The organism is uncultured Neglectibacter sp. (assembly GCA_937958185.1).
In the GTDB taxonomy this organism is placed as follows: domain Bacteria; phylum Bacillota; class Clostridia; order Oscillospirales; family Acutalibacteraceae; genus Acutalibacter.
Map to the genome: position 1 here is coordinate 24,388 of CALFFN010000021.1, position 22,678 is coordinate 47,065.

Consider the following 22,678-nt stretch of genomic DNA (forward strand, 5'->3'; position numbering starts at 1 on the left):
TTTCTCTTTTTCCCACGCCGAAATTTATTGACAGTGATGGTCTGGTCTTTTATAATATTTTACAAGAAATCCTGCTGGGAAACGGGAGCGGGAGGGAAGAAAGGAAAGTGGTCAAGCGTATGAAATTGCTGGTGATCGGCGGTGTTGCCGCCGGAACGAAAGCGGCGGCAAAGTTTAAGCGGGAGAACCGCGCGGCACAGGTGACGCTGCTCTCGAAAAGTGAAGATATTTCCTATGCCGGCTGCGGCTTGCCCTACTATGTGGGCGGCGCGATCGAGGACAGGAGTGAGCTGATCGTCAACACGCCGCAGAAGTTTCAGGCTCTCACAGGGGTGGAGGTGCTGACACGCCGGGAAGCGGTGAAGGTGCACCCTCAGAAAAAGCAGGTGGAAGCGAAAAACCTTGCCACCGGCGAAACGGAGCTCTATGAATATGACTCCCTGGTGATTGCCACAGGCGCTTCCCCGGTAGTTCCGCCGGTAGAGGGCATAAACCTGCCCGGCGTGTTCCAGGTGCGCACCCCGGAGGACGCCGTTTCCATGCGGGACTATCTGGACGCGAACAACGTCAAGAAAGCCGTGGTGGTGGGCGGCGGCTTTATCGGGCTGGAAATGGCGGAAAACCTGCTGGCGAAGGGCATTTCTCCCACCGTGGTGGAATTTACCTCCCAGGTAATGCCGGGTGTGCTGGACCCGGAAATGGCAGCCTACGTGAAGAAGCATCTTCAGTCTGCTGGCGTGCGGGTGCTGACCGGCACGAAAGCCGAAGCCGTTCTAGGCGAGGGCAAGGTGGAGGCTGTCCGTACCAGCGGCGGCAATCTGCCCTGCAGCGCGGTGGTTTTCTCCGTGGGCGTTCGCCCCAATACAAAGTTTTTAGAGGATTCCGGCATCGCTATGGAGCACGGTGTCATCATGGTAGACGAGCGGCTGCGCACCAATGTGGCGGATATCTATGCCGCCGGGGACTGCGCCATGGTGAAGAACCGGCTCACGGGTAAGCCCCAGTGGTCCCCCATGGGCTCCTCCGCCAATCTGGAGGGGCGCACGCTGGCTCAGGCGCTGGCAGGGGAGGACAAAACCTATCCCGGCGTGCTGGGCACGGCGGTCTGCAAGCTGCCGGGCTTGAACTGCGGCAAAACAGGTCTTACCGAGCAGGCGGCAAAGGACGCGGGCTACGACGTGGAGACCGCTTTGATGGTCACCGATGACAAGGCTCACTATTATCCCGATTCCTCTTTCTTCATCATCAAGCTGATTGCCGACAGGAACACCCGCACCCTGCTGGGTGTGCAGGTTTTGGGACCCGGCGCGGTGGATAAGCTCGTTGACCTGGGCGTGCTGGGAATTTCCGCGAACCTGAAGCTTTCCGATTTTGAAAATCTCGATCTGGCGTATGCGCCGCCGTTCTCCACCGCGATACACCCCTTTGTGCAGGCGGTGTACGTGCTGGAAAATAAGCTGGACGGCGTGATGACCAGCATGACCCCCGCTCAGTACGCCGCCGGAGCGGCAGATGGTTACACTGTGCTGGACGTGAACCCCCAGCCTGCCATTCGCGGCGCAAAATATATCGACCTTGCCTCTGTGAACGGACCCATCGAGGGCATTGGCAAGGACGAAAAGCTGTTGCTGGTCTGCGCCAAGGGCAAACGGGCGTATTTCCTGCAGAACCGCCTGAAGAACTTTGGCTATACCAATACCGTGGTGCTGGAAGGCTCCACCTTCTTTAACGACGTCCGGGTCAAATCCCAGGGGGCGGCGGTGCCGCCGGAGGAAGTCACCCGGGTGAAAGGGCTGGGCTTCCTGTGGGATAAGCGCACGCCCGATTGCTTCAACGGACGCGTGATTACCAGAAATGGCAAAATCACTGCCGACGAAATGCGCGCTATCACCGAAGCCGCGGAGCAGTTCGGCAGCGGCGAGGTCGCCATGACCTCCCGCCTTACCATGGAAATCCAGCACGTGCCCTTTGACAATATCGAGCCCCTGCGGGAGTATCTGCAGGCGGCTGGCTTGGAAACCGGCGGCACCGGCTCTAAGGTCCGCCCCGTGGTGTCCTGCAAGGGCACTACCTGCCAGTACGGCCTGATCGACACCTTCGCCCTCAGCGAAGAAATACATGAGCGCTTCTTCCACGGCTATGCGGGTGTCAAGCTGCCCCACAAGTTCAAAATTGCCGTGGGCGGCTGCCCCAATAACTGCGTCAAGCCCGATTTGAACGACCTGGGCGTCATTGGTCAGAAAGTGCCGGAAATCGATTTTGACAAGTGCCGGGGCTGTAAGGTCTGCCAGGTGGAGAACGCCTGCCCCATCAATGTGCCCGTGATAAAGGACAGCAAGGTGGTCATCGACGATACCGCCTGCAACCACTGCGGACGCTGCGTGGGCAAGTGCCCCTTCAAGGCGGTGGAGGGCTTCACCTCCGGCTACCGCATCTATATCGGCGGCCGCTGGGGCAAAAAGGTTGCCCACGGTCGGTATCTGGATAAGGTCTTTACCGATAAGGACGAGGTGCTGGACGTGATCGAAAAGGCGATCCTGCTGTTCCGGGAACAGGGCGTCACCGGCGAGCGCTTTGCCGACACCATTGCCCGGCTGGGCTTTGAAAACGTACAGGAGCAGCTGCTTTCCGACGACCTGCTCAGCAGAAAGCAGGAAAACCTTTCCGCCCAGAAGCACATGAAGGGCGGCGCGACCTGCTAAATCAAGCCAGATGGCGCAAGCTTGAGCCGCGCTGTCCGGCAAGGAGGGACTTTTATGACCCAAAGCACAATAGGCTTTCTCGGCGCGGGGAATATGGGCGGCGCGCTGGCTCGTGCCGTTCGCCGTGCCCAGCCGGACGCGGATATCCTGCTCTGCAACGCCCACCGGGAGACCGCACAGGCGCTGGCGCAGGAGATCGGCGGCAGGGCGGCTGCCATGGAGGACATTGCGCGGACCTGCGAGACCATCTTCCTGGGCGTAAAGCCCAACCTGATCGCTGACCTGCTGGACAGTTTGGCTCCCCAGCTTGCCCGGCGGGATACGCAGCCGCTGCTCATTTCCATGGCGGCAGGCGTTTCGCTGGAGGAAATGGAACAGCGGGCGGGCGGCGCCCCAGTTATTCGCATTTTGCCCAATACCCCCGTGGCGATTGGAAAGGGCGTGACGCTGTACACGTTGGGCAGTAAAGCAGACGGCAGGGGCAGGGAAACCTTTGCCGGGCTGTTATCCGCTTCGGGCAGCCTGATCGAGGTTCCCGAAGCCCAGATGAAAGCGGCTGGCGTGGTTGCCGGCTGCGGTCCCGCCTTTGTGGACCTTTTTCTGGAAGCTCTGGCGGACGGCGGGGTATACTGCGGCTTGCCCAGAAGCTTGTCGCTCCGTCTGGCGGCGGAAATGACCGCCGGAGCGGCGGCGCTGGCAGTGGAAACAGGCGCCCACCCCGGCGCGCTGAAGGACGCGGTCTGTTCCCCGGGGGGCAGCACCATTCGCGGTGTGAGAAAGCTGGAGGAAAAGCAGCTCCGCAGCGCTGTGATGGAAGCGGTGCTTGCAAGCGCCGGGAAAGAATAAAAGACAAGAAAGCAGAACGGAGCGGTCACCCGCTCCGTTTTTTGTAAAATTTTATTTACAATTTGGGAACCGCCGTTGAAAACCTCTTTTGAAGCCGATATAATGATGGCAAAGGGAGTGAAGCTCATGTGGATGGTTTTTGCGTTATTGTCCGCCGTATTTGCGGCCCTTACGTCGATTTTAGCCAAGGTCGGCATTGACGGGGTAAATTCTCACCTTGCCACGGCGATCCGCACGTTGGTCGTAGTGGGAATGTCCTGGGGCATGGTGTTTTTGACCCATTCTCAAAGCGGGCTTTCCGAAATCAGCAGGAAAAGCTGGATTTTCCTGATCCTTTCCGGCTTGGCGACAGGCGCTTCCTGGCTGTGCTATTATTACGCGCTCCAGCAGGGGGACGCCTCCAAGGTGGTGCCCATCGACAAGCTCAGTGTGGTGATCACGCTGGTGCTGGCGTTCATTTTTCTCCACGAGCAGTTTACCTGGAAATCCCTTCTGGGCAGCGTCCTTATTACAGGCGGCACCCTGCTGATGGTGCTGTAAATCTTGATAACAAATAAAACCCCAGCCGTTCGCACTCTTGTCGGACGGCTGGGGTTTTTGTGCCCGCGAAAGAAAACGGCGGCGCCGGAGCTTTGCCTAAAAATAAAAAAAGAAAAATTTTTTTTATTTTTGAGGGAACGAACTCTCTCATCTGCGTTCCAATAGGGAGTCAATCTATATTATTGAGCCGGAAAGAAGAATAGCGCGCCGCTCCCAAGAAGCGCCGCCATATCGCCGCCGTATCAAATCAAAAAGCCACCGATTGCCCGGTGGCTTTTCTCATCTCGTTTTCAGGCTTTCCTCGATCATGCGGAGAAAATAGCGGTGCACCGTCGTGTCCTCTGTCAGCTCCGGGTGAAACGATGTTGCCAGCTGGTTCCCCTGCCGCGCGGCGACAATATTTCCCTGCACCGTGGAAAGAGGCTCCGCCGCGCCCCATACCCGTTCGATATAGGGCGCGCGAATGAACACCATGGGGATTTTCCCAGCGTCCGCGAATGCTTCCTCTGTGCGGAAGCTGCCCAACTGCCGCCCGTAGGCGTTCCGTTTGGCGCAGATTTCCATGGTGGCAAGGTGCTTTTCCTCGTCCCCTGAGATTTCCTGCGCCAGCAGGATCAGCCCCGCGCAGGTGCCGAACACGGGCAGCCCCTGTTCGATTTTTTCCCGCAGCGGGGAAAACAGCCCCAGCTCCCGCAGCAGCTTGCCCATCACCGTGCTTTCCCCGCCGGGCAGGATCAAGCCGTCCATGGGCTGCTCCAAATCCCGGCTCTGCCGAAGCTCGAACCAGTCCACACCCAGCCGGGACAGCACCTGCTCGTGCTCCAGAAACGCCCCCTGCACTGCCAGAACGCCGACCCTCATTGTCCGCGCTCCGACATGAGCATCGCGATCTCCTGCTCGTTGATGCCCACCATGGCTTCTCCCAGATCCTCCGAAAGCTCCGCCAGCAGCTTCGGGTCCTGATAATTTGTCACCGCCTGTACGATAGCGGCTGCCCGCTTTTCTGGGTTGCCGGACTTGAATATCCCCGACCCCACAAACACGCCCTCCGCGCCCAATTGCATCATCAGCGCGGCGTCCGCCGGGGTCGCCACGCCGCCGGCTGCAAAGTTCACCACCGGCAGCTTGCCGTTTTCGTGGACATACTGTACCAGCTCATAAGGGACCTGCAGCTGCTTGGCAGCTTCATACAACTCATCAGCGCTCATGGAAACAAGACGGCGGATCTCGCTCTGCATTTTCCGCATGTGCCGCACCGCCTGCACCACGTCTCCCGTGCCGGGTTCGCCCTTGGTGCGGATCATGGAAGCGCCCTCCTGAATGCGCCGCAGCGCTTCGCCCAAATCCTTTGCGCCGCAGACAAAGGGCACCTGAAATTTATTTTTGTCGATGTGGTACACATCATCGGCAGGGGAGAGGACCTCGCTTTCGTCGATGTAATCTATCTCGATGGCTTCCAATATCTGCGCCTCCGCGAAATGCCCGATCCGGCACTTTGCCATGACGGGAATGGACACCGCCACCTGAATGCCTTTTATCATTTTCGGGTCGCTCATGCGGGAAACGCCCCCTGCCGCCCGAATGTCGGCAGGAATGCGTTCCAGCGCCATCACGGCGCAGGCCCCGGCTTTCTCAGCGATCTTTGCCTGCTCCGGCGTGGTGACGTCCATAATGACGCCGCCCTTCAGCATTTGCGCCAGGTTCCTGTTCAACTCTGCTCTGTTTTTCATGTACAGCCCTTCTTTCTGCAAATTTTTCTTGACAAAGCCTCTGTTTTTTATCATACTCAAATCTGAACTGATGGAAATATCCATTTTGCGAAAAAAAGACCAGACCAGATGGAGGGACTATGCTGACTTATTCTCTGGGGGACCGGGGCAGGCTCCCGGTTTACGAATTTTTATACCGCAGCATTCGGGAGGATATTCTCTCCGGCAAGCTGCGGGCAGGGGAAAAGCTGCCGCCGAAGCGGGGGCTGGCGGAGCACCTGGGCGTCAGCGTCATGACCGTGGAGAATGCCTACGCCCAGCTTTTGTTGGAAGGCTATCTTTATGCCGAACAGCGCCGGGGCTATTATGTCTGCGCGTTGGAGCAGCCCGCGAAAAGCCGCCCCCCGCAGCCGGTTCCCCGGAGCACCCCGTCCCCGGAGCAGGAAGAAAGAGCATGGTTTGCCGATCTGAAAACAAATTACACCCCCCAGGGACAGTTCCCTTTTTCCGTCTGGGCAAAGCTCATGCGGGAGGTGCTGACCGAGCGGGACCGTTCCCTTTTGAAGCCCATGCCGGGGCGCGGGCTGCTAACGCTGCGGAAAGCCATCGCCGGATATCTGGATTCCTTCCGCGGCATGACCGTCCTCCCGGAGCAGATCGTCATAGGCGCGGGCACGGAATTCCTTTACAGCCTGCTGGTGCAGCTTCTGGGCAGGGAAAGGCGCTTTGCCGTGGAGGACCCCGGCTATGCCAGGATTTCCCAGGTCTACCGGGCAAACGGCGCCGATTGCGTTGCCGTCCCGCTGGACGGGCAGGGGCTTTCCGTGGAGGGGCTGCGGCGGCAGGGGGCGGAGATCGCCCATCTGTCGCCCAACCACCATTTTCCCACCGGCGCGGTGACCCCGGCCTTCCGGCGGCGGGAACTGCTTTCCTGGGCGGAGGAAAGCCCCAGCCGGTACCTCATTGAAGACGATTACGACAGCGAATTCCGTTTTTCCGGCAAGCCCGTGCCCACCGTCCAGAGCATTGACCGCGCCGGGAAGGTCATCTATATCAACACATTTTCCAAAACCCTGACCCCTGCGATCCGTATCAGCTATCTGGTGCTGCCCCCGGCGCTTTCCCGGCGGTTCACGGAACAGCTTGGCTTTATATCCTGCACTGTGCCCAGCTTTGAACAGCTGACGCTGGCAAAATTCATTTCAGGCGGATATTTTGAATCCCATCTTGCCCGCACCCGGCATTTTTACCGCCGCCAGCGGGACGCCATGATCCGGGCGATCCGGGAAAGCCCGCTGGGCGGCAGGTGCGGCATTCGGGAAGCCGACGCCGGGCTGCACTTCCTGCTGGAAACCGATTCGCCTTACTCCGACACGGAGTTGACCCGCCGCGCCGCTACGCTGGGCGTGCAGGTCTCCTGCCTGTCCCAATACTATCTTCACAGGGAGGACGCGCCTTCCGGCTGTCTGGTCATCAATTATTCCGGCGTGGAGGAAGCCGTCATGGGGGAAGCTGCCCGGCGGCTGGCACAGGCGGCGTTTGGCGCGAAAGCATGAAAAATGCGGGGAAAACAGGGAAGACTAGCAAAGATTCTATAGGCGGAAAGGAGGAAGCGTCATGACGCATTTTTGGGACACCGGGTTTACCATTCCGGCGGGCATGGGCTTTTCGCTGTTCGGCGCGGGGCATTTTGCGTGGCTTGTTCTTTGGGTCGTTTTGTGCGCCGTGCTGGGGGCATTTTACCGGCGCTGGAACGACCGCAAGCGGCTCACCTGCCGCCGGGTTTTGGCGGCGCTGCTTTTACTAGACGAGCTGTTCAAGGTGGTCTCTACCACGGCGACAGGGCGTTTCCGCCCGGATTTTCTCCCCCTGCACCTGTGCAGCATCAATATTTTCCTGATCCTATGGGACGCGATCCGCCCCTCGGAATCCCTTTGGGAAATTCTTTACGCGGTCTGCCTGCCAGGCGCGTTTTTCGCCCTGCTTTTTCCCGGCTGGGCGTATCTGCCCCTGTGGAACGGCTTGTGTATCCACAGCTTTACCGCCCATATCCTGCTGTTCCTTTATCCGTTCCTGCTGATATGTGGCGGCTTCCAGCCCAGGTTTTCCCGTTTTTGCAGGCTGCTGCCCCTGTGCCTTTTGGCGGTGGCTGGGGTCTATTGTTTTAACCAAAAGTTCGGCACGAATTTCATGTTCCTCAGCTATGCCGGCACGGGGAATCCCCTGTCCCTCTTTGAAAGCTGGCTGGGGAACCCCGGCTATCTGGTGGGCATTCCCGTTCTCTGTGCCCTTTGCTGGGCGGTGCTCTATGGGGGAAGGGCGGTGCTGCTGCGCTGCCTTTCCCGGAAATAGCGCTGGACAACCCCCGCTTCCTCGTGTACAATAAAAAAGGATCGGAGGAGCGTGCATGAAGATTTTTTATCAGGGTCTGTGTGTCAGAAACGCGGAAAGCGCCGACTGCCCACAGCTTGCCAGCTGGTGGAACGACGGCAAGATCATGGCGCACGCCGGGTTCCCCAATGGGCTGGGGACAACAGCAGAACAGGTACAGGAGCAGATCAAAAGCGACAGCGACAGGACGAAGCGACGGCGGATGATCGAGAACAACGGCTTTGCCATTGGCGAGATGTCTTATTATGACCGCGGCGGTCAGGTGGCGGAAATCGGTATCAAAATATGCGATACCCGGTACCGGGAAAAGGGCTTGGGCAGGGTCGTTCTGAGTATGTTAATGAAAGAACTGTTTTCCATGGGCTATACAAAAATTATTCTGGATACGAACCTGAAGAACACCCGGGCGCAACACGTGTATGAGCTGCTGGGCTTTCAAAAGGTCAGGGTGAATGTGGATTCCTGGACAGATCAGGTGGGGGAGCTGCAATCCTCGGTAGATTACGCCCTGACCCGGAAGGATTTTGTGGACTGGACGATGGAATAGACGCGGCGCAGGTATTTACCGAAGAAAGAGGGAGAAAAATGGAATGGTACCAGGATTATTCCTTTGTCCTAAAGCTTTTTGAAAAGGGCGAAAGCGTCGATGAGTCGACCTTCTATTTTGAGTCCGACCCGGAGCAGACAGTGCACTATCTCGGCTATCTTCCGCAATACGAAAAGCCCTATTGGGCGGGCTATTGCGATGTGCCGGACGGGTGCGAGTTTTTCACGGCAAAGGAACTGTTCGAGGCAAAAATTTATGATGGAAAATCGCTCAAAGACAGATGGGACGATGTGGTTTTGACAGAGCTGGGCATGGTGCCCGTGGAAATCTTGTCTTTTGCGGAATATGAAACATCGGAGGGGACAGTATGAATCGGGAAAACAAACGCAGACAGTACGAAAAGGGTTATTATCAGACCCACGCCTGCAACGAGACCTTTACCTGCAAGAACTGCGGGCGGGAGGTGGTGCCGGGCGGGGCGGGCAGCGACCACAGGAACCACTGCCCCAACTGTCTCCATAGCCTGCACGTGGACAACGAGCCGGGGGACAGGGAGTCCGACTGCGGCGGGATCATGGAGCCCATCGCCGTCTGGGTGCGCAATAACGGCGAATGGGCGATCATTCACCGCTGCCGCCGGTGCGGGCATCTCAGCTCCAACCGTGTCCTGGCGGACGACAACCCCATGAAGCTCATGTCCATTGCCTTAAAGCCCCTGACGAATCCGCCCTTTCCGTTGGAGCGCATTGAAGAGCTGACCGCCTCCATGGGCGGCGAGGGCAGCCTGCCAAAACGCTCAAAGCAGGAGGACGAAACATTATGAAGCTTTTATTCGTTCGTCACGGCGACCCGGATTATTCCATCGACTCCCTGACCGAAAAGGGGAAAAGAGAGGTCGAATACTTATCGGAGCGGCTGGTGAAGATCCCTGCCGCCGCCTATTTCTGCTCGCCGCTGGGACGGGCAAAGGATACCGCCCGCCCCACGCTGGAAAAGCTGGGGCGCACCGCCACGGAATGCCGGTGGCTCCGGGAATTTGAGGGCAGGATCGAGCGCCCTGACCGCACCAGGGAAAATTTTCTCTGCTGGGACTGGCTCCCCCAGGACTGGATCCGGGACCCCAAGCTGTTTTCCCAGCGCGAATGGCTGCAAAATGAGGTCATGGCGGCGGGGAATGTTGCGGAGGAATACCGCTGGGTAATAGAAAACTTCGATGAGCTTCTGAGCCGTTATGGTTACCACCGGGACGGTGAGCTTTACCGGGCGGAGCAGGGAAACAACGATACGCTGGTATTCTTTTGCCATTTCGGTGTGGAATGCGTGCTGCTCAGCCATTTGCTGAATGTGTCGCCCATGATCTTGTGGCACGGCTTTGTAGCTGCGCCCTCCTCGGTGACCACCGTGATCACAGAGGAGCGCCGAAAGGGGATCGTCAGCTTCCGGGTCAATGCGTTCGGAGATATTTCCCACCTCTATGCCCACGGCGAACCCCCGGCATTTGCCGCCCGGTTCAGCGAATGCTATGAAAACGAGGGAGAACGCCTGGACTGACCTTTTCTAAAATTTTGCCACGCTGTGCCGATGTGCCAGCGTGGCTTTTCGTTTCTTGAAGCGGAGGTTATACAAAACTAACTAAAAGAAAAAAGAGCTTTTGTACGCTCTGCTGAAAATACGGCAGGAAGAAAAAATTCCGGGAAAATCTCTTGACAGAAGCTGACAACGGGAATAAAATATCCTTGAAAGTTAGCAAAAGCTAACTGGTTTTTGAGCCGTTGGTTAGCGATAACTAATCCGAAAAGAAAGGAAGACCTTGTATGCCATTGACCCTGGCGGCAGTTGGAGAGAAAAATATCATCAAAAAGGTGGGGGGCAGCCCCAATGTGAAAAAGCATTTGGAGAACCTCGGCTTCGTGGCAGGCAGCCCGGTCACCGTCATCACCGCGCTGGGCGGCAGTGTGATCGTCAATGTCAAGGAAGCCCGTGTGGCGATCAGCCGTGAAATGGCGCAGAAAATCATTGTTTGAAGCGGGGGTTTTACAGGGTTGGCTGCAATTTTTAGATCGGCGCAAAGGCAGAGCGTCCATTCCGGCGCCTGCCATGCAATCATATCATTCCATAAAGGAGGGAATCAGATGAACACGTTGCGGGAAGCAAAGGTCGGCGATACCGTACGGGTGCTGAAGCTCCACGGCGAGGGCGCCGTCAAGCGCAGGATCATGGATATGGGGATCACCAGGGGCGTGGAGGTACATATCCGCAAGGTCGCTCCCCTGGGGGACCCGGTGGAGGTCACCGTCCGCGGATACGAGCTTTCCATTCGGAAAGCCGATGCGGAAATGATTGAGACCGAAGCTCTGTAAATCATTGCGCAAGCGGGGGAGACCCTGCCAATTTTTGAACCGTCAGTTAGTCTTGACTATCTGATTTTGAGGAAAGAGAGGAACCCAGCATGAAACTGAGAATCGCCCTTGCGGGCAATCCCAACAGCGGAAAAACCACGCTGTTCAACGCGCTCACCGGCTCCAACCAGTTTGTGGGAAACTGGCCCGGCGTTACCGTGGAGAAAAAGGAAGGCAAGCTGAAAAAGCACGAAGACGTGATCATCACGGACCTTCCTGGCATTTACTCCCTGTCTCCCTATACGCTGGAGGAGGTAGTGGCAAGAAATTACCTGATTGGCGAACGTCCCGACGCGATTTTGAACATCGTGGACGGCACCAATCTGGAACGCAACCTGTACCTCACCACCCAGCTGACCGAGCTCGGCATTCCCGTGGTCGTTGCCATCAATATGATGGACCTGGTGAAGAAGAACGGGGACAAGATCGATCTTTCAGAGCTTTCCAAGGAGCTGGGCTGCAAAATTGTGGACATCTCCGCCCTGAAAGGGACAGGTATTTCAGAAGCCGCGGAAGCAGCCATTGCGGCGGCGCGCTCCGCGAAAACCGTGCCCATGCACACCTTCTCCGGCGCGGTGGAGCACGCCCTTGCCCATATCGAGGAAGCGGCGGTGCACGAAATGCCCGCCGAGCAGCAGCGCTGGTACGCCATCAAGATATTTGAGCGTGACGACAAGGTGCTGGAGCAGCTGAAGATCCCGGAAGCCGCCCGCAAGCATATCGAAGAGGATATCCAGGCGGCGGAAACGGAGCTGGACGACGATGCCGAAAGCATTATCACCAACGAGCGCTACCTCTACATTTCTTCTCTGCTGAAGGGCTGCTACCACAGGAAAAACGCAGGTCAGCTTTCCGTGTCCGACAAAATCGACAAGGTGGTCACCAATCGGTTTTTGGGTCTGCCCATTTTTGTGGCAGTCATGTTCCTGGTGTACTACCTTGCCATGGTGACAGTGGGCACGGCTGCCACAGACTGGGCAAACGACGGTCTGTTCGGCGACGGCTGGCACCTGTTTGGGATCGGCACCTCCGCTTATGAGGAAGCAGCCGAAGCCTATGGCGACAGCGACCAGATCATAGACGCTTTTGCAGCCGAATACGGCGACGGTTCTATTTCCGAAGCGCTGGACGCGGAAGCTGAGAGCTACACCGAAGAAGGCGCGAAAGCGTCGCTGGAAGCCCTGGTGACCGCCACCCCGGAGGACGCCAGCGTGACCTATGAAATAGAAGACGAGGAAACGCTGGAGGTCACCGAAATATCCGGCACCGGCAAGGCGGAGCTGACTGCCGCCGTAAATGAGTATCTCAACACGGACTACAAGGAAGCTTACGGCGCTCCCGATACCGCCGCCTATGGCGTGTGGGTGCCCGGCATTCCGACTTTGGTGGAAAGCGGGCTTGTCTCCCTGAACTGTGCGGATTGGCTGCAGGGGCTGATTCTGGACGGCGTGGTGGCAGGCGTTGGCGCCGTGCTGGGCTTTGTGCCCCAAATGCTGGTGCTGTTCCTCCTGCTGGCGTTTTTGGAAGCCTGCGGCTATATGTCCCGTATCGCTTTCGTGCTGGACAGGGTGTTCCGCAAATTCGGGCTTTCCGGGAAATCCTTTATCCCCATGCTGATCGGCTCCGGCTGCGGCGTACCCGGCATTATGGCGTCCCGAACCATTGAAAACGAGCGAGACCGCCGTATGACCATCATGACCACCACCTTTATCCCGTGCAGCGCCAAGCTGCCCTTTATCGGCATGATCGCCGGGGCGGTGTTCGGCGGCTCCGCCTGGGTGGCAACCTCCGCTTACTTTATCGGCATAGCTTCCATCATCGTATCCGGCATTATGCTGAAGAAAACAAAGATGTTCGCCGGGGACCCCGCACCCTTTGTCATGGAGCTGCCTGCCTACCATCTGCCCACGGTGGGCAATGTGCTGCGCTCCATGTGGGAGAGGGGCTGGTCCTTCATCAAGAAAGCAGGCACGATCATTCTGCTGTCCACCATTCTGGTGTGGTTCACCACTTATTTTGGCGTGGTAGACGGCACGTTCCGCATGCTGTCTGAGGAGGAGATCAACTATTCGATCCTCGCCGCCACCGGCAACGGGATCGCGTGGGTCTTCGCGCCCCTTGGCTGGGGCAACTGGCAGGCGGCTGTGGCGTCTATCACAGGGCTGATCGCAAAAGAGAACATTGTGGGTACGCTGGGCATTTTGTACGGCGGCTCCGGCAATGTGTGGGCAGCCTTTGCCGCCGCCTTTACCGGCGTGGGCGCCTATTCGTTCCTGGCGTTCAACCTGCTGTGCGCCCCTTGCTTTGCCGCCATCGGCGCCATCAAGCGGGAAATGAACAGCGCCAAATGGACATGGTTTGCCATCGGCTATCAGTGCGGCTTTGCCTATGTGGTATCGCTGATGATCTACCAGATCGGCTCGGCGTTTACCGGGAATTTGAATGTGATCGGGCTTGTCGCCGCTCTGGCGCTCCTTGCCGGAATGCTGTACCTGCTGTTCCGTCCCTATCGGGAATCCAACCGCTTGACTGCCGTCAAGGCAAACTGATATCAGGAAAGGGGGATTTTTCCATGCTGAGCTGGCTTGCCGCAAACTGGGGAACGCTTCTCGTCGGCGCTGTTTTACTGCTGATCGTCGCTGCCGTTCTGGTTTCCCTGAGAAAGCAGAAGCGGGCGGGGGGCTGCGCCGGTTGTTCCGGCTGCTCCGGCGGCTGTTCGGGCTGTTCGTCCTGTGGCGGCCGTCCCGTGCAGTCAAAAAAGCCTTTCCCAAAGCGTTCTTAAAAATAAGTGCATTGCATTTTCTCCTGATAAGATTTTTACAAAAACGACCGAAAACCCGGGGACACTTGCCGTCGCCCGGGTTTTCGGTCGCTTTTTGATTGAGAAATAGTTCAGGAGGATCAAAACCCAAAATAGCTCAGCATTCCGTTGTAGATCCCCTGCGCAAAGCCCCTGGGGTCGTCCCGCAGCTTCTGGGCGTCTGCGGCGTTGCTCAGATAGGCGAGCTCCACCAGCACGGCGGGCATTCGGGTACGGCGCAGCACATAGAGGGAGGGGTTGACCCGCACGCCGTTGTCCCGTGTGCCCACCTCGGCGACCAGCCCGTTTAAGATATGCTGCGCCAGCCAGTAGGACTGTGTGTTTTCCTGATAAACGTACACCTCACTGCCATTGATGGCGGGGTTTGTGTTGGAATTGCAGTGAATGCTGACGAAATAATCGGCGGGCCAGGAATTTGCCGCATTTACCCGTGCCTGCAAACTGGTGGAATTGTTGGTGCCCAGGATCGTGTCCGGCGTAGGGCGGGAGAGCCGGGCGATGAACCGCGGGTCGTCGTTCAGGAGCTGGGCAAGGTAGAGTCCCACCTCAAAGTTTACGTCCTGTTCCACAAGCCCGTTGCCCACTGCCCCGGTGTTGTGCCCTCGCGGGTTGTGTCCCTGATCGACATAAATACGGATTGGCATGGCGACCGCCTCCTGATAGTCTTTCTTTCATAGTATGTTGCCGGGCGAATCTATGTGAAATCCATTTTCAGAGCTTGATTTTTCTCTCTGCCCTCCGTATACTGAACTCAAGGGGGGAGCGTTGTGGAACGATCTGTTGTCTCGCTCGAAACGATGGCGGAACTGGTGCTGAAATTCGGCTTTCTGCCGCTGCTGAAAAATGATATCCCGGGCTTTTCTGTGGAGGAGCACACGCCGCGGGAATACTGGTTTGCCGAGGACAGGGACGGACCGTGGGAGTGGAAGGGTCCCGTCATTCAGCGCACAGGCTGCGCCTATGGGAAGTTTTTCGGAGGGAAGGCGGGGTTCATCACCAGAGAATGGTACCCGGACTTTGCCAATTACCGCCGGGACGGCTATGATTTTGACGCCCGCTTTGAGGACGGGCTTGCTTCCATGGGGGACAAGCTGACCTATGACATTCTGGAAAGCTGCGGCAGCCTGCTGTCCGGCGAATGGAAAAAGGCGGGCGGCTTTGGCAAGCACGGGCGCAAGGGCTTTGACACCATACTGACCCGCCTGCAAATGCAGGGCTATGTCGTCACTACCGACTTTGAATACCGCCATGACGCCAACGGTCGCCGGTACGGCTGGGGCGTGGGCAGGTATTCCACCCCGGAAGCCCACTTCGGCACGGAGTTTACCGACAAGGTCTATGCCCGCACCCCGGAGGAATCCGGGCAGCGCCTGATGGAATATCTTTCCAGCCTGCTGCCGGAGCTTTCCCCCCAGCAGATGAAGAAGCTGATTCGATAGGGACGAGCCGCCCTCTGTCTTGCGCTCCGACTGTCTTTTCCGCCAGCCCCACGGCGGAAAAAGCGTCTTCCTGTAGCAGCCTGTGAAATTACGCTCACATTTCAAATTGACAAACCGCGCTTTATGAGATAAAATAGTTCTTGGACGTTATCGCTTCCGTGGGAAAGGCTTGCAGGAAAGCCAGGCGCACCATACCGAAACGTCCCTGTATGCCTCCATAGTTAAACGGATATAACAGCCCCCTCCTAAGGGGCAGTTATCGGTTCGATTCCGGTTGGGGGTGCCACACCTGCGGTGAGCAAATCGCGAACCGCAGGTGTTTTCTGTGTTTTTACTATGCGGCTCGCGCTGAAAATATCTATTTTAGACTGGAACCACAGCGGCGTGCCGCTGCACCCAAGTCGCGTACCTACCTGGTGCGTGACTTTCTTTTTTTGCTCGCGCCTTACACGCAAAATGCGGCACGCTGTGACCTGACGGTGAGCAAATCGCGAACCGCAGGTGTTTTCTGTGTTTTTACTATGCGGCTCGCGCTGAAAATATCTATTTTTGACTGGAACCACAGCGGCGTGTCGCTACACCCAAGTCGCGTACTATTGCGTGCTCCCGCTTTTTCCCTTGAGGTATCCCGTGGGCTGTGCTATACTGGAATACACAGCAGGGGCTTTCCAATCATATGGATATGGTTCGGACAAGCCTCCGCGGGTCAAGGCGCGGTCGGCGGCTCATTGGCTTTGTAAGCTCTTTTGCCGGGGGGCGTGACCGCAGGAAAACCGGGAAAGGAAGGGGTTTGCGAAATGAAAAGGGAAAAGCAGTATGTGCCGCAAACGCTGGTATACCCGCAGGTCGCTTCCCATAATGTCGCAACGCGGCTTTTGCTTATTTTTTCCATCGCATCTCTGTTCGCGGGGCTTGCTCTTGCTGCGCAGCTGGGTATTCCAGACAAAATGTGGGTGCTGTTCCTGTTTACGCCCGTCCCTTTGGCTTCCATCATTTACGGCGGGTACCGCTGTTCCCACGGCTTCCGCTGCGTGTCCAATATCGTGGTCGGCGCGATCATGCTGCTCTTACTGTGCGTTTATGGCAGCTTTGCTTTCGTTTTTGGCGGCGCAAGCCCGCTTGGAACGACCCAGCGGTCAGGTGATATTTCCGTGGTGCGGGAATACGAGGAGCTTACCGGCGTGGCTCTGCCGGAGGAGGGAACCGTTTCCGCCACCTCATACGGCGACCGTTCCATGAGGTTCGGCGGCACAAAACTGCGCCAACATATCTCTGTGAAAATGGATCACAGCGCTTTCCATGATTTTTTAAGCGATATTTTCATGGAGGAGCTCTGGCTGGAAAAGAAACAGACCCCCACCGTGCTTTCCGCTGCGCTGCCAATCACCAACAGCATAGAATACGACCATATGCTGCTCTATAATGTGACGACAGGGGAATATAACGCGCTGCCGGACGATTCCGGCACCTATCAATATGTGCTGCTTGGGGTGTCGAGCAGCGAGAATATGCTGACCATCATGGATTACGACAAAGAATGGGTCGCCGCGCCCTGACTTCCGAAACGTAAAAAAAATCTTGCTTTTTTCAAAGCTTCGTGCTATGATAGTTATCGCGTTATTGGACAGCAAGGAGGTGTAACTCATGCCAAACATCAAATCGGCGAAAAAGCGTGTTAAGGTGATCGCTACCAAGACCCTGCAGAACAAGGCGATCAATTCTGAGCTGAAGACAGAGATCAAGAAGGCAAACGCCGCCATTGACAGCAATGCGGAGAACAAGGCTGCTGCCGTGCGCGTTGCGATTAAGAAGATCGATCAGGCTGCCGCTAAGGGCATTCTGCATAAGAATACCGCTTCCAGAAAGAAGGCTGCGCTGGATAAGAAGCTCAGCGCCAATGCCTGAGTTTTCCCAAAGGGGAAATTTCAGAACGGTTTCAAAAAAATCGGAGGGCGGTCGCCCTCTGTTTTTTTATACAAAAGTGTGCCGGCTTTTGCGGTGGGTTTTCCCCGGAAAGCCCTTTTTGTGGTTGACTTTTTTTCTGAGATTGGGTATCATATTCTCAGGAGACAGACAAATGCTATTTTCGGAGGTGTTCGTATGAAAAAAGGAAGCAAGCTGGCTATTCTCATCGGTGTGATCGCGGCGGTCGCGGCTGTGGTGGCTTCTGTATCCGCCCTGCTTCTCTATCTTGACAAAAAGCGGGACGAAGAGGAACTGGAACACTATCTCGATTGCTCGATCCAATAAACAAAACTATTTTGGAAAGCAGTGTGGCTTACCCGGCGGCAAAAAGCGGAGAGCTTTTGAGCTGTCCGGTGTGTTCATACTGCTTTTTTCTCAGTAGATAGCTTTCTTGGCAGAAAGGAAATTCTCTTATGAAAACAATGGATATCGGCGGCAGCGGCATACAGGCTTCCGTCATCGGGCAGGGCTGTATGCGCATTGCTTCTCTCAGCGGGAAGGAGCTGTCCGCTTATCTTCACACCGCGTTGGACTGCGGCGTCAATTTCTTTGACCACGCCGATATTTACGGCGGCGGGAAAAGCGAGGAGCTGTTCGGCAGCGTTTTGCAGCAGGAGCCCGGTCTCCGGGACAGGCTGGTGCTGCAAAGCAAATGCGCCATCCACGATGGAATGTATGATTTTTCCAGAGATTACATTTTGCGCAGCGTCGACGGCATTCTGCGCCGCCTGCACACGGACCATCTGGATTTTCTCCTGCTCCACCGCCCGGACGCTTTGATGGAGCCGGACGAGGTGGGGGAGGCTTTCGCGCAATTGGAGACTTCCGGCAAGGTGCGCCAGTTTGGCGTCAGCAATTTCAATGCCCGCCAGTTTGCCCTGCTCCAGTCCGGGCTGAAGCAGAAGCTCCGGGCGAACCAGATGCAGTTCGGGCTGATGTGTACGGGCATGATCGACCACGCTATCCAGACCAATACCGGCTTCCCCAATTCCAGTGACCGCGACGGCGAGGTGCTGGACTACTGCCGCCTGCAGGGGATCACGTTGCAGGCGTGGTCGCCTTTCCAGTACGGCTTCTTTGAGGGCAGCTTTCTGGATAACGAATCTTTCCCGGAGCTGAACAAAGCGCTGGGAGAGCTGGGGGAAAAGTACGGTGTGACCAAGGCTGCCATTGCCGCCGCGTGGATCCTCCGTCACCCGGCAAAGATTCAGGTCATCACCGGCACCACAAATCCCCGGCGATTGCAGGAGATCGCCAAAGGCGCGGATATCGAATTGACCAGAAGCGAGTGGTACGGGCTGTACCGCGCGGCAGGGAATGAGCTGCCGTGATAGATACTAGATACTGGATTCTGGATATTAAAGATTCAAGCAGAACAAAGCACAGGCTTTTGCCTGTGCTTTTTTTGCGTGCAGAAGCTCATTTTCCGATTGCCCTCGGTGGCTCACCGTAAGCGGAGTGATAAACTGCACAGACCCGCGGTCGGGTCGTCTGTTGGCTCATAGAAAAAAAGCAGCTTCCCGATTGCCCCCGGTGGCTCACCGAGAAATTCATATTTAATTTACAAATTGGTATCTTGACTTTTTCTGACCTACGTGGTAAATTATAGTCAATGGTTAGCACTCGACTCAAAAGAGTGCTAAAACCAAAAAAACAGAAAGGACTGTCAGGGCATGGAAATGACTCCACGGAAAGAAAAGATACTTTCCTCCGTGGTTCGGGACTTTGTAAAAAGCGGCGAACCCGTGGGGTCAAAGGCGATTGCCGAGGAGATCGGCGTTTCCTCCGCCACCGTCCGCAGCGAAATGGCTGACCTGATCGCCATGGGTCTGCTGGAACAGCCCCACACCTCAGCGGGCAGGGTGCCCTCTCAAAAGGGCTACCGGGAATATGTGGACCGGCTCATGCAGGTCCCGCAGCTCCGAGAAGAGGAGCGGAGGTATTTTGATTCCATGCTGCTGGGCAGCGCTTTCGAGCCTGAGCAGCTTTTGCGCCGGGTCAGTAAGGTGCTGGCGTCCGCCACGCGGTACGCGGCGACTGTGACCACCCCCAGCGGGCTGCTGGCAACGGTGAAGGCGGTGCAGTTCGTGCAGACCAGCCGCCGGACCGCCATGCTGGTGCTCATCAGCTCCGCAGGAACCATGAAAACAAAGGTCTTCCATTGTGACTTTGACCTGACCGGGGAGATCATGCGGGTGCTGTTCCGCATTTTCAATGAGCGCGTCACGGGAAAAGAGGTCTCGGAGATCACTCCTGCGTTCCTCCAGACCATGGGCGCTTCCCTGGGAGAAATGTACGCGCTGGTCGGTTCGGCGCTGCAGGCGCTGCTGGAAACCGCGCAGGACACGGTGCAGACCGAGACTCTGATCAGCGGGCAGATGAACCTGCTGTTTTATCCTGAGCTGGAGCACCGCCGCATGATGGACCTGCTGGAGAGAAAGGAAGATGTGGTCTCTCTTCTGCGCAGGAAGCCCGGAAAAATTTCCGTGCTCATCGGCAGCGAGATCGACCGCCCGGAACTGCAAAGCGCGTCTCTGCTGGTTTCCCGTTACGCGGTGGACGGGCAGGACATGGGCGCCCTGGCGCTGCTGGGACCCACCAGAATGGATTATGCCGGAGCTATTGCCGTTTTACAGTATTTGACAATCGAGGTCAGCCGAATGCTTACCGTGCTCATGCGGGAAGAATAAGGAAAACTCTGGTTCCAATTTAAGCTGTCTGACTAAGGAAATGATCGAAAAGGAGATGTCATAAAGATGGATCAGGAAAACGAAAAGGAGCAGGAGCTGGAGACAGAAGCTGCCGTGCAGCCGGAAGAAGCCGCCCCGCCCCCCAAAGAGGAAAAAAAGAAAAAGAAGCAGTCTCCCGAAAAGGAGCAGCTCCAAAAGCTGCAGGAAGAATTTGAGACCCATAAGCAGCAGCATTTGCGGGTGCTCGCCGAGTATGACAATTTCCGAAAGCGCAGCCAGAATGAAAAGAACGCCGTTTACAACAACGCCGTGTCCGATACGGTGCAGGCGCTTCTGCCCATTGCCGATAATATTGAGCGGGCGCTGGCACAGGAAAGCGCCTCTGCGGAGGATATGCGCAAGGGCGTGGAAATGATAGAAGCGGAGATTTCCGCCGCCTTTGAAAAGCTGGGCATCACCGCTGTGGGAGAAGTGGGGGAGACCTTCGACCCCAACCTCCACAATGCCGTTGCCCATATCGACGATGAGAGCATGGGCGAGAACGTCATTTCCGCTGTCTACCAGAAAGGGTATCTTTTGGGAGACAGGGTGGTGCGCCACGCCATGGTGCAGGTCGCAAACTAGATGCTGGACGCTAGATGCTAGATCCTGGAAAAGGTCTTTTCTCTAGAATCTAGAATCCAGTATCCAGAATCTAAAGAAAAAAGCACTGGCTTTATTGAGAATCCACAAAGTATAAAAATTTATCAAAGGTAGGTAATTCAGTATGGCAAAGACAATTGGTATTGATTTGGGTACGACAAACTCCTGTGTGGCTGTGATCGAGGGCGGCGAGCCCGTGGTCATCGCCAACGCAGAGGGCGCCCGCACCACTCCCTCCGTGGTGGCTTTCTCCAAAACGGGGGAGCGCATGGTGGGTCAGGTGGCAAAGCGCCAGGCAGTCACCAATCCCGAGCGCACCGTTTCCTCCATCAAGAGGGAAATGGGCTCCAACTACAAGGTGACCATTGACGACAAGAGCTACACCCCCCAGGAAGTTTCCGCAATGATCCTGCAAAAGCTGAAAGCCGACGCGGAAGCCTATCTGGGCGAGACCGTCAGCAGCGCCGTCATCACCGTTCCCGCCTACTTTACCGACGCCCAGCGGCAGGCGACCAAGGACGCCGGCAAGATCGCGGGTCTGGACGTAAAACGTATCATCAACGAGCCCACCGCCGCGGCTCTTTCCTACGGCGTGGATAAGGACAACGACCAGAAGGTCATGGTCTACGACCTGGGCGGCGGCACCTTCGATGTGTCCATCATTGAAATGGGCGATGGCGTACAGGAGGTTCTGGCGACTGCCGGCAACAACCGTCTGGGCGGCGACGACTTCGACCAGCGTGTTATCGACTGGATCGTGCAGGGCTTCAAGGCGGAGCAGGGCGTTGACCTGTCCGGCGACAAGATGGCAATGCAGCGCATTAAGGAAGCGGCGGAAAAGGCAAAGATCGAGCTGTCCGGCGTGACCAGCGCTGCCATCAACCTGCCCTTCATCACGGCGGACGCTTCCGGTCCCAAGCATTTGGATATGACCCTCAGCCGCGCCAAGTTCAATGAGTTGACCGCCGATCTGGTGGAGAAGACCATGGGTCCCGTGCGCCAGGCGCTGCAGGACAGCGGGCTTTCTATCAACGACATCAGCAAGGTGCTGCTGGTGGGCGGTTCCTCCAGAATTCCCGCCGTGCAGGAGGCTGTGAAGAACTTCATCGGCAAGGAGCCCTTTAAGGGCATCAACCCCGACGAGTGCGTTGCCATCGGCGCCGCTATCCAGGCAGGCGTGCTGGGCGGCGAGGTGCAGGGTCTGCTGCTGCTGGACGTTACGCCCCTGTCTCTGGGCGTAGAGACCATGGGCGGCGTGATGACCAAGATCATTGACCGCAACACCACCATTCCCACCAAGAAGAGCCAGATTTTCTCCACTGCCGCCGACGGGCAGACCCAGGTGGAGGTCAACGTCCTCCAGGGCGAGCGCGAATTTGCCAGGGATAACAAGCAGCTGGGTCTCTTTAAGCTGGACGGCATTGCTCCCGCTCCCCGTGGCATTCCTCAGATCGAGGTCACCTTCGATATCGACGCAAACGGCATCGTGAACGTCTCCGCAAAGGATTTAGGCACGGGCAAGGAGCAGCACATCACCATCTCTTCCAGCTCCAACATGAGCAAGGAGGACATTGACGCGGCTGTAAAGGCAGCGGAGCAGTTTGCCGAGGAAGACAAGAAGCGCAGGGAAGAGGTAGACACTAAGAACAACGCTGAAAACCTGTGCTATACTGCGGAGAAGCTGGTCAGCGACAGCGGCGACAAGCTTCAGGAAGCGGATAAGACGGAAATCAACAACAAGGTCGCGGCTCTGCGGGAGACCATGCAGAACGGCACGGTGGACGCTATCAAAGCCGGTATGGACGAACTGCAAAAAGCAGTCTATGCTGTCAGCGAGAAGCTCTACCAGCAGGGCAATCCCGGCGGCGGGAACCCCGGCGACCAGCAGCCTCCCTATGACGGCGGCAACGGCGGCGGTCAGGGCGGCGACGGCAACGTGTACGACGCGGACTACAAGGACGTAAACTAAAGTAAGAAGAACCGGCAG

Annotated in this window: 24 protein-coding genes and 1 tRNA gene; 22 read left to right on the forward strand and 3 right to left on the reverse strand. The window is 57.0% G+C overall.

The genetic code is table 11. The features are described 5' to 3' along the window. The first annotated feature begins 119 nt into the window (after positions 1–119). The 3 genes from AB8996_RS05845 to AB8996_RS05855 all read left to right on the forward strand — a co-directional run bounded on the left by AB8996_RS05845 (position 120) and on the right by AB8996_RS05855 (position 4,088). Entirely contained in the window at positions 120–2,702 is a 2,583-nt protein-coding gene (locus tag AB8996_RS05845) for an FAD-dependent oxidoreductase (RefSeq protein WP_369298038.1), read from the forward strand. A 54-nt stretch (positions 2,703–2,756) separates the two neighbouring features. Next, positions 2,757–3,548, forward strand: a complete 792-nt coding sequence (proC, locus tag AB8996_RS05850; protein ID WP_369298039.1) for a pyrroline-5-carboxylate reductase — start codon at positions 2,757–2,759, stop codon at positions 3,546–3,548. Positions 3,549–3,674: 126 nt separating this feature from the next. After that, a complete protein-coding gene (locus tag AB8996_RS05855) occupies positions 3,675–4,088 on the forward strand; it encodes an EamA family transporter (protein ID WP_369298226.1) in 414 nt (137 codons plus the stop codon). 279 nt (positions 4,089–4,367) lie between these two features. Here the strand turns inward: AB8996_RS05855 and pdxT are convergent, their stop codons facing one another. Both pdxT and pdxS read right to left on the reverse strand, forming a co-directional pair. Further along, entirely contained in the window at positions 4,368–4,949 is a 582-nt protein-coding gene (gene pdxT / locus AB8996_RS05860) for a pyridoxal 5'-phosphate synthase glutaminase subunit PdxT (RefSeq protein WP_369298040.1), read from the reverse strand. Next, positions 4,946–5,818, reverse strand: coding sequence for a pyridoxal 5'-phosphate synthase lyase subunit PdxS (gene pdxS / locus AB8996_RS05865; RefSeq protein WP_369298041.1), 873 nt, complete (start codon positions 5,816–5,818; stop codon positions 4,946–4,948). Before pdxS ends, pdxT begins: the two co-directional genes overlap by 4 nt. A gap of 119 nt (positions 5,819–5,937) precedes the next feature. On the opposite strand from pdxS, the gene AB8996_RS05870 reads away from it, so the two are divergent. The 10 genes from AB8996_RS05870 to AB8996_RS05915 all read left to right on the forward strand — a co-directional run bounded on the left by AB8996_RS05870 (position 5,938) and on the right by AB8996_RS05915 (position 13,916). Beyond that, entirely contained in the window at positions 5,938–7,353 is a 1,416-nt protein-coding gene (locus AB8996_RS05870; RefSeq protein ID WP_369298042.1) for a PLP-dependent aminotransferase family protein, read from the forward strand. 61 nt (positions 7,354–7,414) lie between these two features. Then, on the forward strand, positions 7,415–8,149 hold the full coding sequence (locus AB8996_RS05875; protein WP_369298043.1) for a YwaF family protein: 735 nt from the start codon (positions 7,415–7,417) through the stop codon (positions 8,147–8,149). 55 nt (positions 8,150–8,204) lie between these two features. Continuing rightward, complete coding sequence (locus tag AB8996_RS05880) at positions 8,205–8,735, forward strand: GNAT family N-acetyltransferase (RefSeq protein WP_369298044.1); 531 nt, start codon at positions 8,205–8,207, stop codon at positions 8,733–8,735. Positions 8,736–8,773: 38 nt separating this feature from the next. Further along, positions 8,774–9,106 carry a hypothetical protein gene (locus AB8996_RS05885; RefSeq protein ID WP_369298045.1) on the forward strand — a complete coding sequence of 111 codons (333 nt, stop codon included), beginning with the start codon at positions 8,774–8,776 and terminating at the stop codon, positions 9,104–9,106. Continuing rightward, positions 9,103–9,558, forward strand: a complete 456-nt coding sequence (locus tag AB8996_RS05890) for an RNHCP domain-containing protein (RefSeq protein ID WP_369298046.1) — start codon at positions 9,103–9,105, stop codon at positions 9,556–9,558. Before AB8996_RS05885 ends, AB8996_RS05890 begins: the two co-directional genes overlap by 4 nt. Then, entirely contained in the window at positions 9,555–10,286 is a 732-nt protein-coding gene (locus tag AB8996_RS05895; RefSeq protein ID WP_369298047.1) for a histidine phosphatase family protein, read from the forward strand. The genes AB8996_RS05890 and AB8996_RS05895 overlap by 4 nt, the downstream gene beginning before the upstream one ends. A 263-nt stretch (positions 10,287–10,549) precedes the next feature. Beyond that, positions 10,550–10,759, forward strand: coding sequence for a ferrous iron transport protein A (locus tag AB8996_RS05900; RefSeq protein ID WP_369298048.1), 210 nt, complete (start codon positions 10,550–10,552; stop codon positions 10,757–10,759). Positions 10,760–10,867: 108 nt separating this feature from the next. Next, positions 10,868–11,095 carry a ferrous iron transport protein A gene (locus tag AB8996_RS05905; protein WP_369298049.1) on the forward strand — a complete coding sequence of 76 codons (228 nt, stop codon included), beginning with the start codon at positions 10,868–10,870 and terminating at the stop codon, positions 11,093–11,095. 89 nt (positions 11,096–11,184) lie between these two features. After that, positions 11,185–13,683: a ferrous iron transport protein B gene (gene feoB / locus AB8996_RS05910; RefSeq protein WP_369298050.1), complete on the forward strand. Its 2,499-nt coding sequence runs from the start codon at positions 11,185–11,187 to the stop codon at positions 13,681–13,683. Positions 13,684–13,706: 23 nt separating this feature from the next. Continuing rightward, positions 13,707–13,916, forward strand: a complete 210-nt coding sequence (locus AB8996_RS05915; RefSeq protein ID WP_369298051.1) for a FeoB-associated Cys-rich membrane protein — start codon at positions 13,707–13,709, stop codon at positions 13,914–13,916. A gap of 119 nt (positions 13,917–14,035) precedes the next feature. Here the strand turns inward: AB8996_RS05915 and AB8996_RS05920 are convergent, their stop codons facing one another. Further along, positions 14,036–14,599 (reverse strand): N-acetylmuramoyl-L-alanine amidase, encoded by a 564-nt coding sequence (locus AB8996_RS05920; RefSeq protein WP_369298052.1) that lies wholly within the window; start codon positions 14,597–14,599, stop codon positions 14,036–14,038. 123 nt (positions 14,600–14,722) lie between these two features. Between AB8996_RS05920 and AB8996_RS05925 the strand changes: the two genes are divergently transcribed. The 9 genes from AB8996_RS05925 to dnaK all read left to right on the forward strand — a co-directional run bounded on the left by AB8996_RS05925 (position 14,723) and on the right by dnaK (position 22,660). Continuing rightward, a complete protein-coding gene (locus AB8996_RS05925) occupies positions 14,723–15,394 on the forward strand; it encodes a hypothetical protein (RefSeq protein ID WP_369298053.1) in 672 nt (223 codons plus the stop codon). Between the two features lie 211 nt (positions 15,395–15,605). Further along, a tRNA-Arg gene (locus tag AB8996_RS05930) sits at positions 15,606–15,680 on the forward strand. Positions 15,681–16,191: 511 nt separating this feature from the next. Next, positions 16,192–16,950: a hypothetical protein gene (locus tag AB8996_RS05935; RefSeq protein WP_369298054.1), complete on the forward strand. Its 759-nt coding sequence runs from the start codon at positions 16,192–16,194 to the stop codon at positions 16,948–16,950. Between the two features lie 88 nt (positions 16,951–17,038). Then, positions 17,039–17,299: a 30S ribosomal protein S20 gene (rpsT, locus tag AB8996_RS05940; RefSeq protein WP_369298055.1), complete on the forward strand. Its 261-nt coding sequence runs from the start codon at positions 17,039–17,041 to the stop codon at positions 17,297–17,299. Positions 17,300–17,494: 195 nt separating this feature from the next. Further along, positions 17,495–17,644, forward strand: coding sequence for a hypothetical protein (locus tag AB8996_RS05945; RefSeq protein WP_369298056.1), 150 nt, complete (start codon positions 17,495–17,497; stop codon positions 17,642–17,644). A gap of 128 nt (positions 17,645–17,772) precedes the next feature. After that, positions 17,773–18,690: an aldo/keto reductase family oxidoreductase gene (locus AB8996_RS05950; protein WP_369298057.1), complete on the forward strand. Its 918-nt coding sequence runs from the start codon at positions 17,773–17,775 to the stop codon at positions 18,688–18,690. A gap of 342 nt (positions 18,691–19,032) precedes the next feature. Continuing rightward, complete coding sequence (gene hrcA / locus AB8996_RS05955) at positions 19,033–20,049, forward strand: heat-inducible transcriptional repressor HrcA (protein ID WP_369298058.1); 1,017 nt, start codon at positions 19,033–19,035, stop codon at positions 20,047–20,049. Between the two features lie 66 nt (positions 20,050–20,115). Beyond that, entirely contained in the window at positions 20,116–20,673 is a 558-nt protein-coding gene (gene grpE / locus AB8996_RS05960; protein WP_369298059.1) for a nucleotide exchange factor GrpE, read from the forward strand. Between the two features lie 142 nt (positions 20,674–20,815). Then, positions 20,816–22,660 (forward strand): molecular chaperone DnaK, encoded by a 1,845-nt coding sequence (dnaK, locus tag AB8996_RS05965; protein ID WP_369298060.1) that lies wholly within the window; start codon positions 20,816–20,818, stop codon positions 22,658–22,660. Positions 22,661–22,678: the final 18 nt, after the last annotated feature.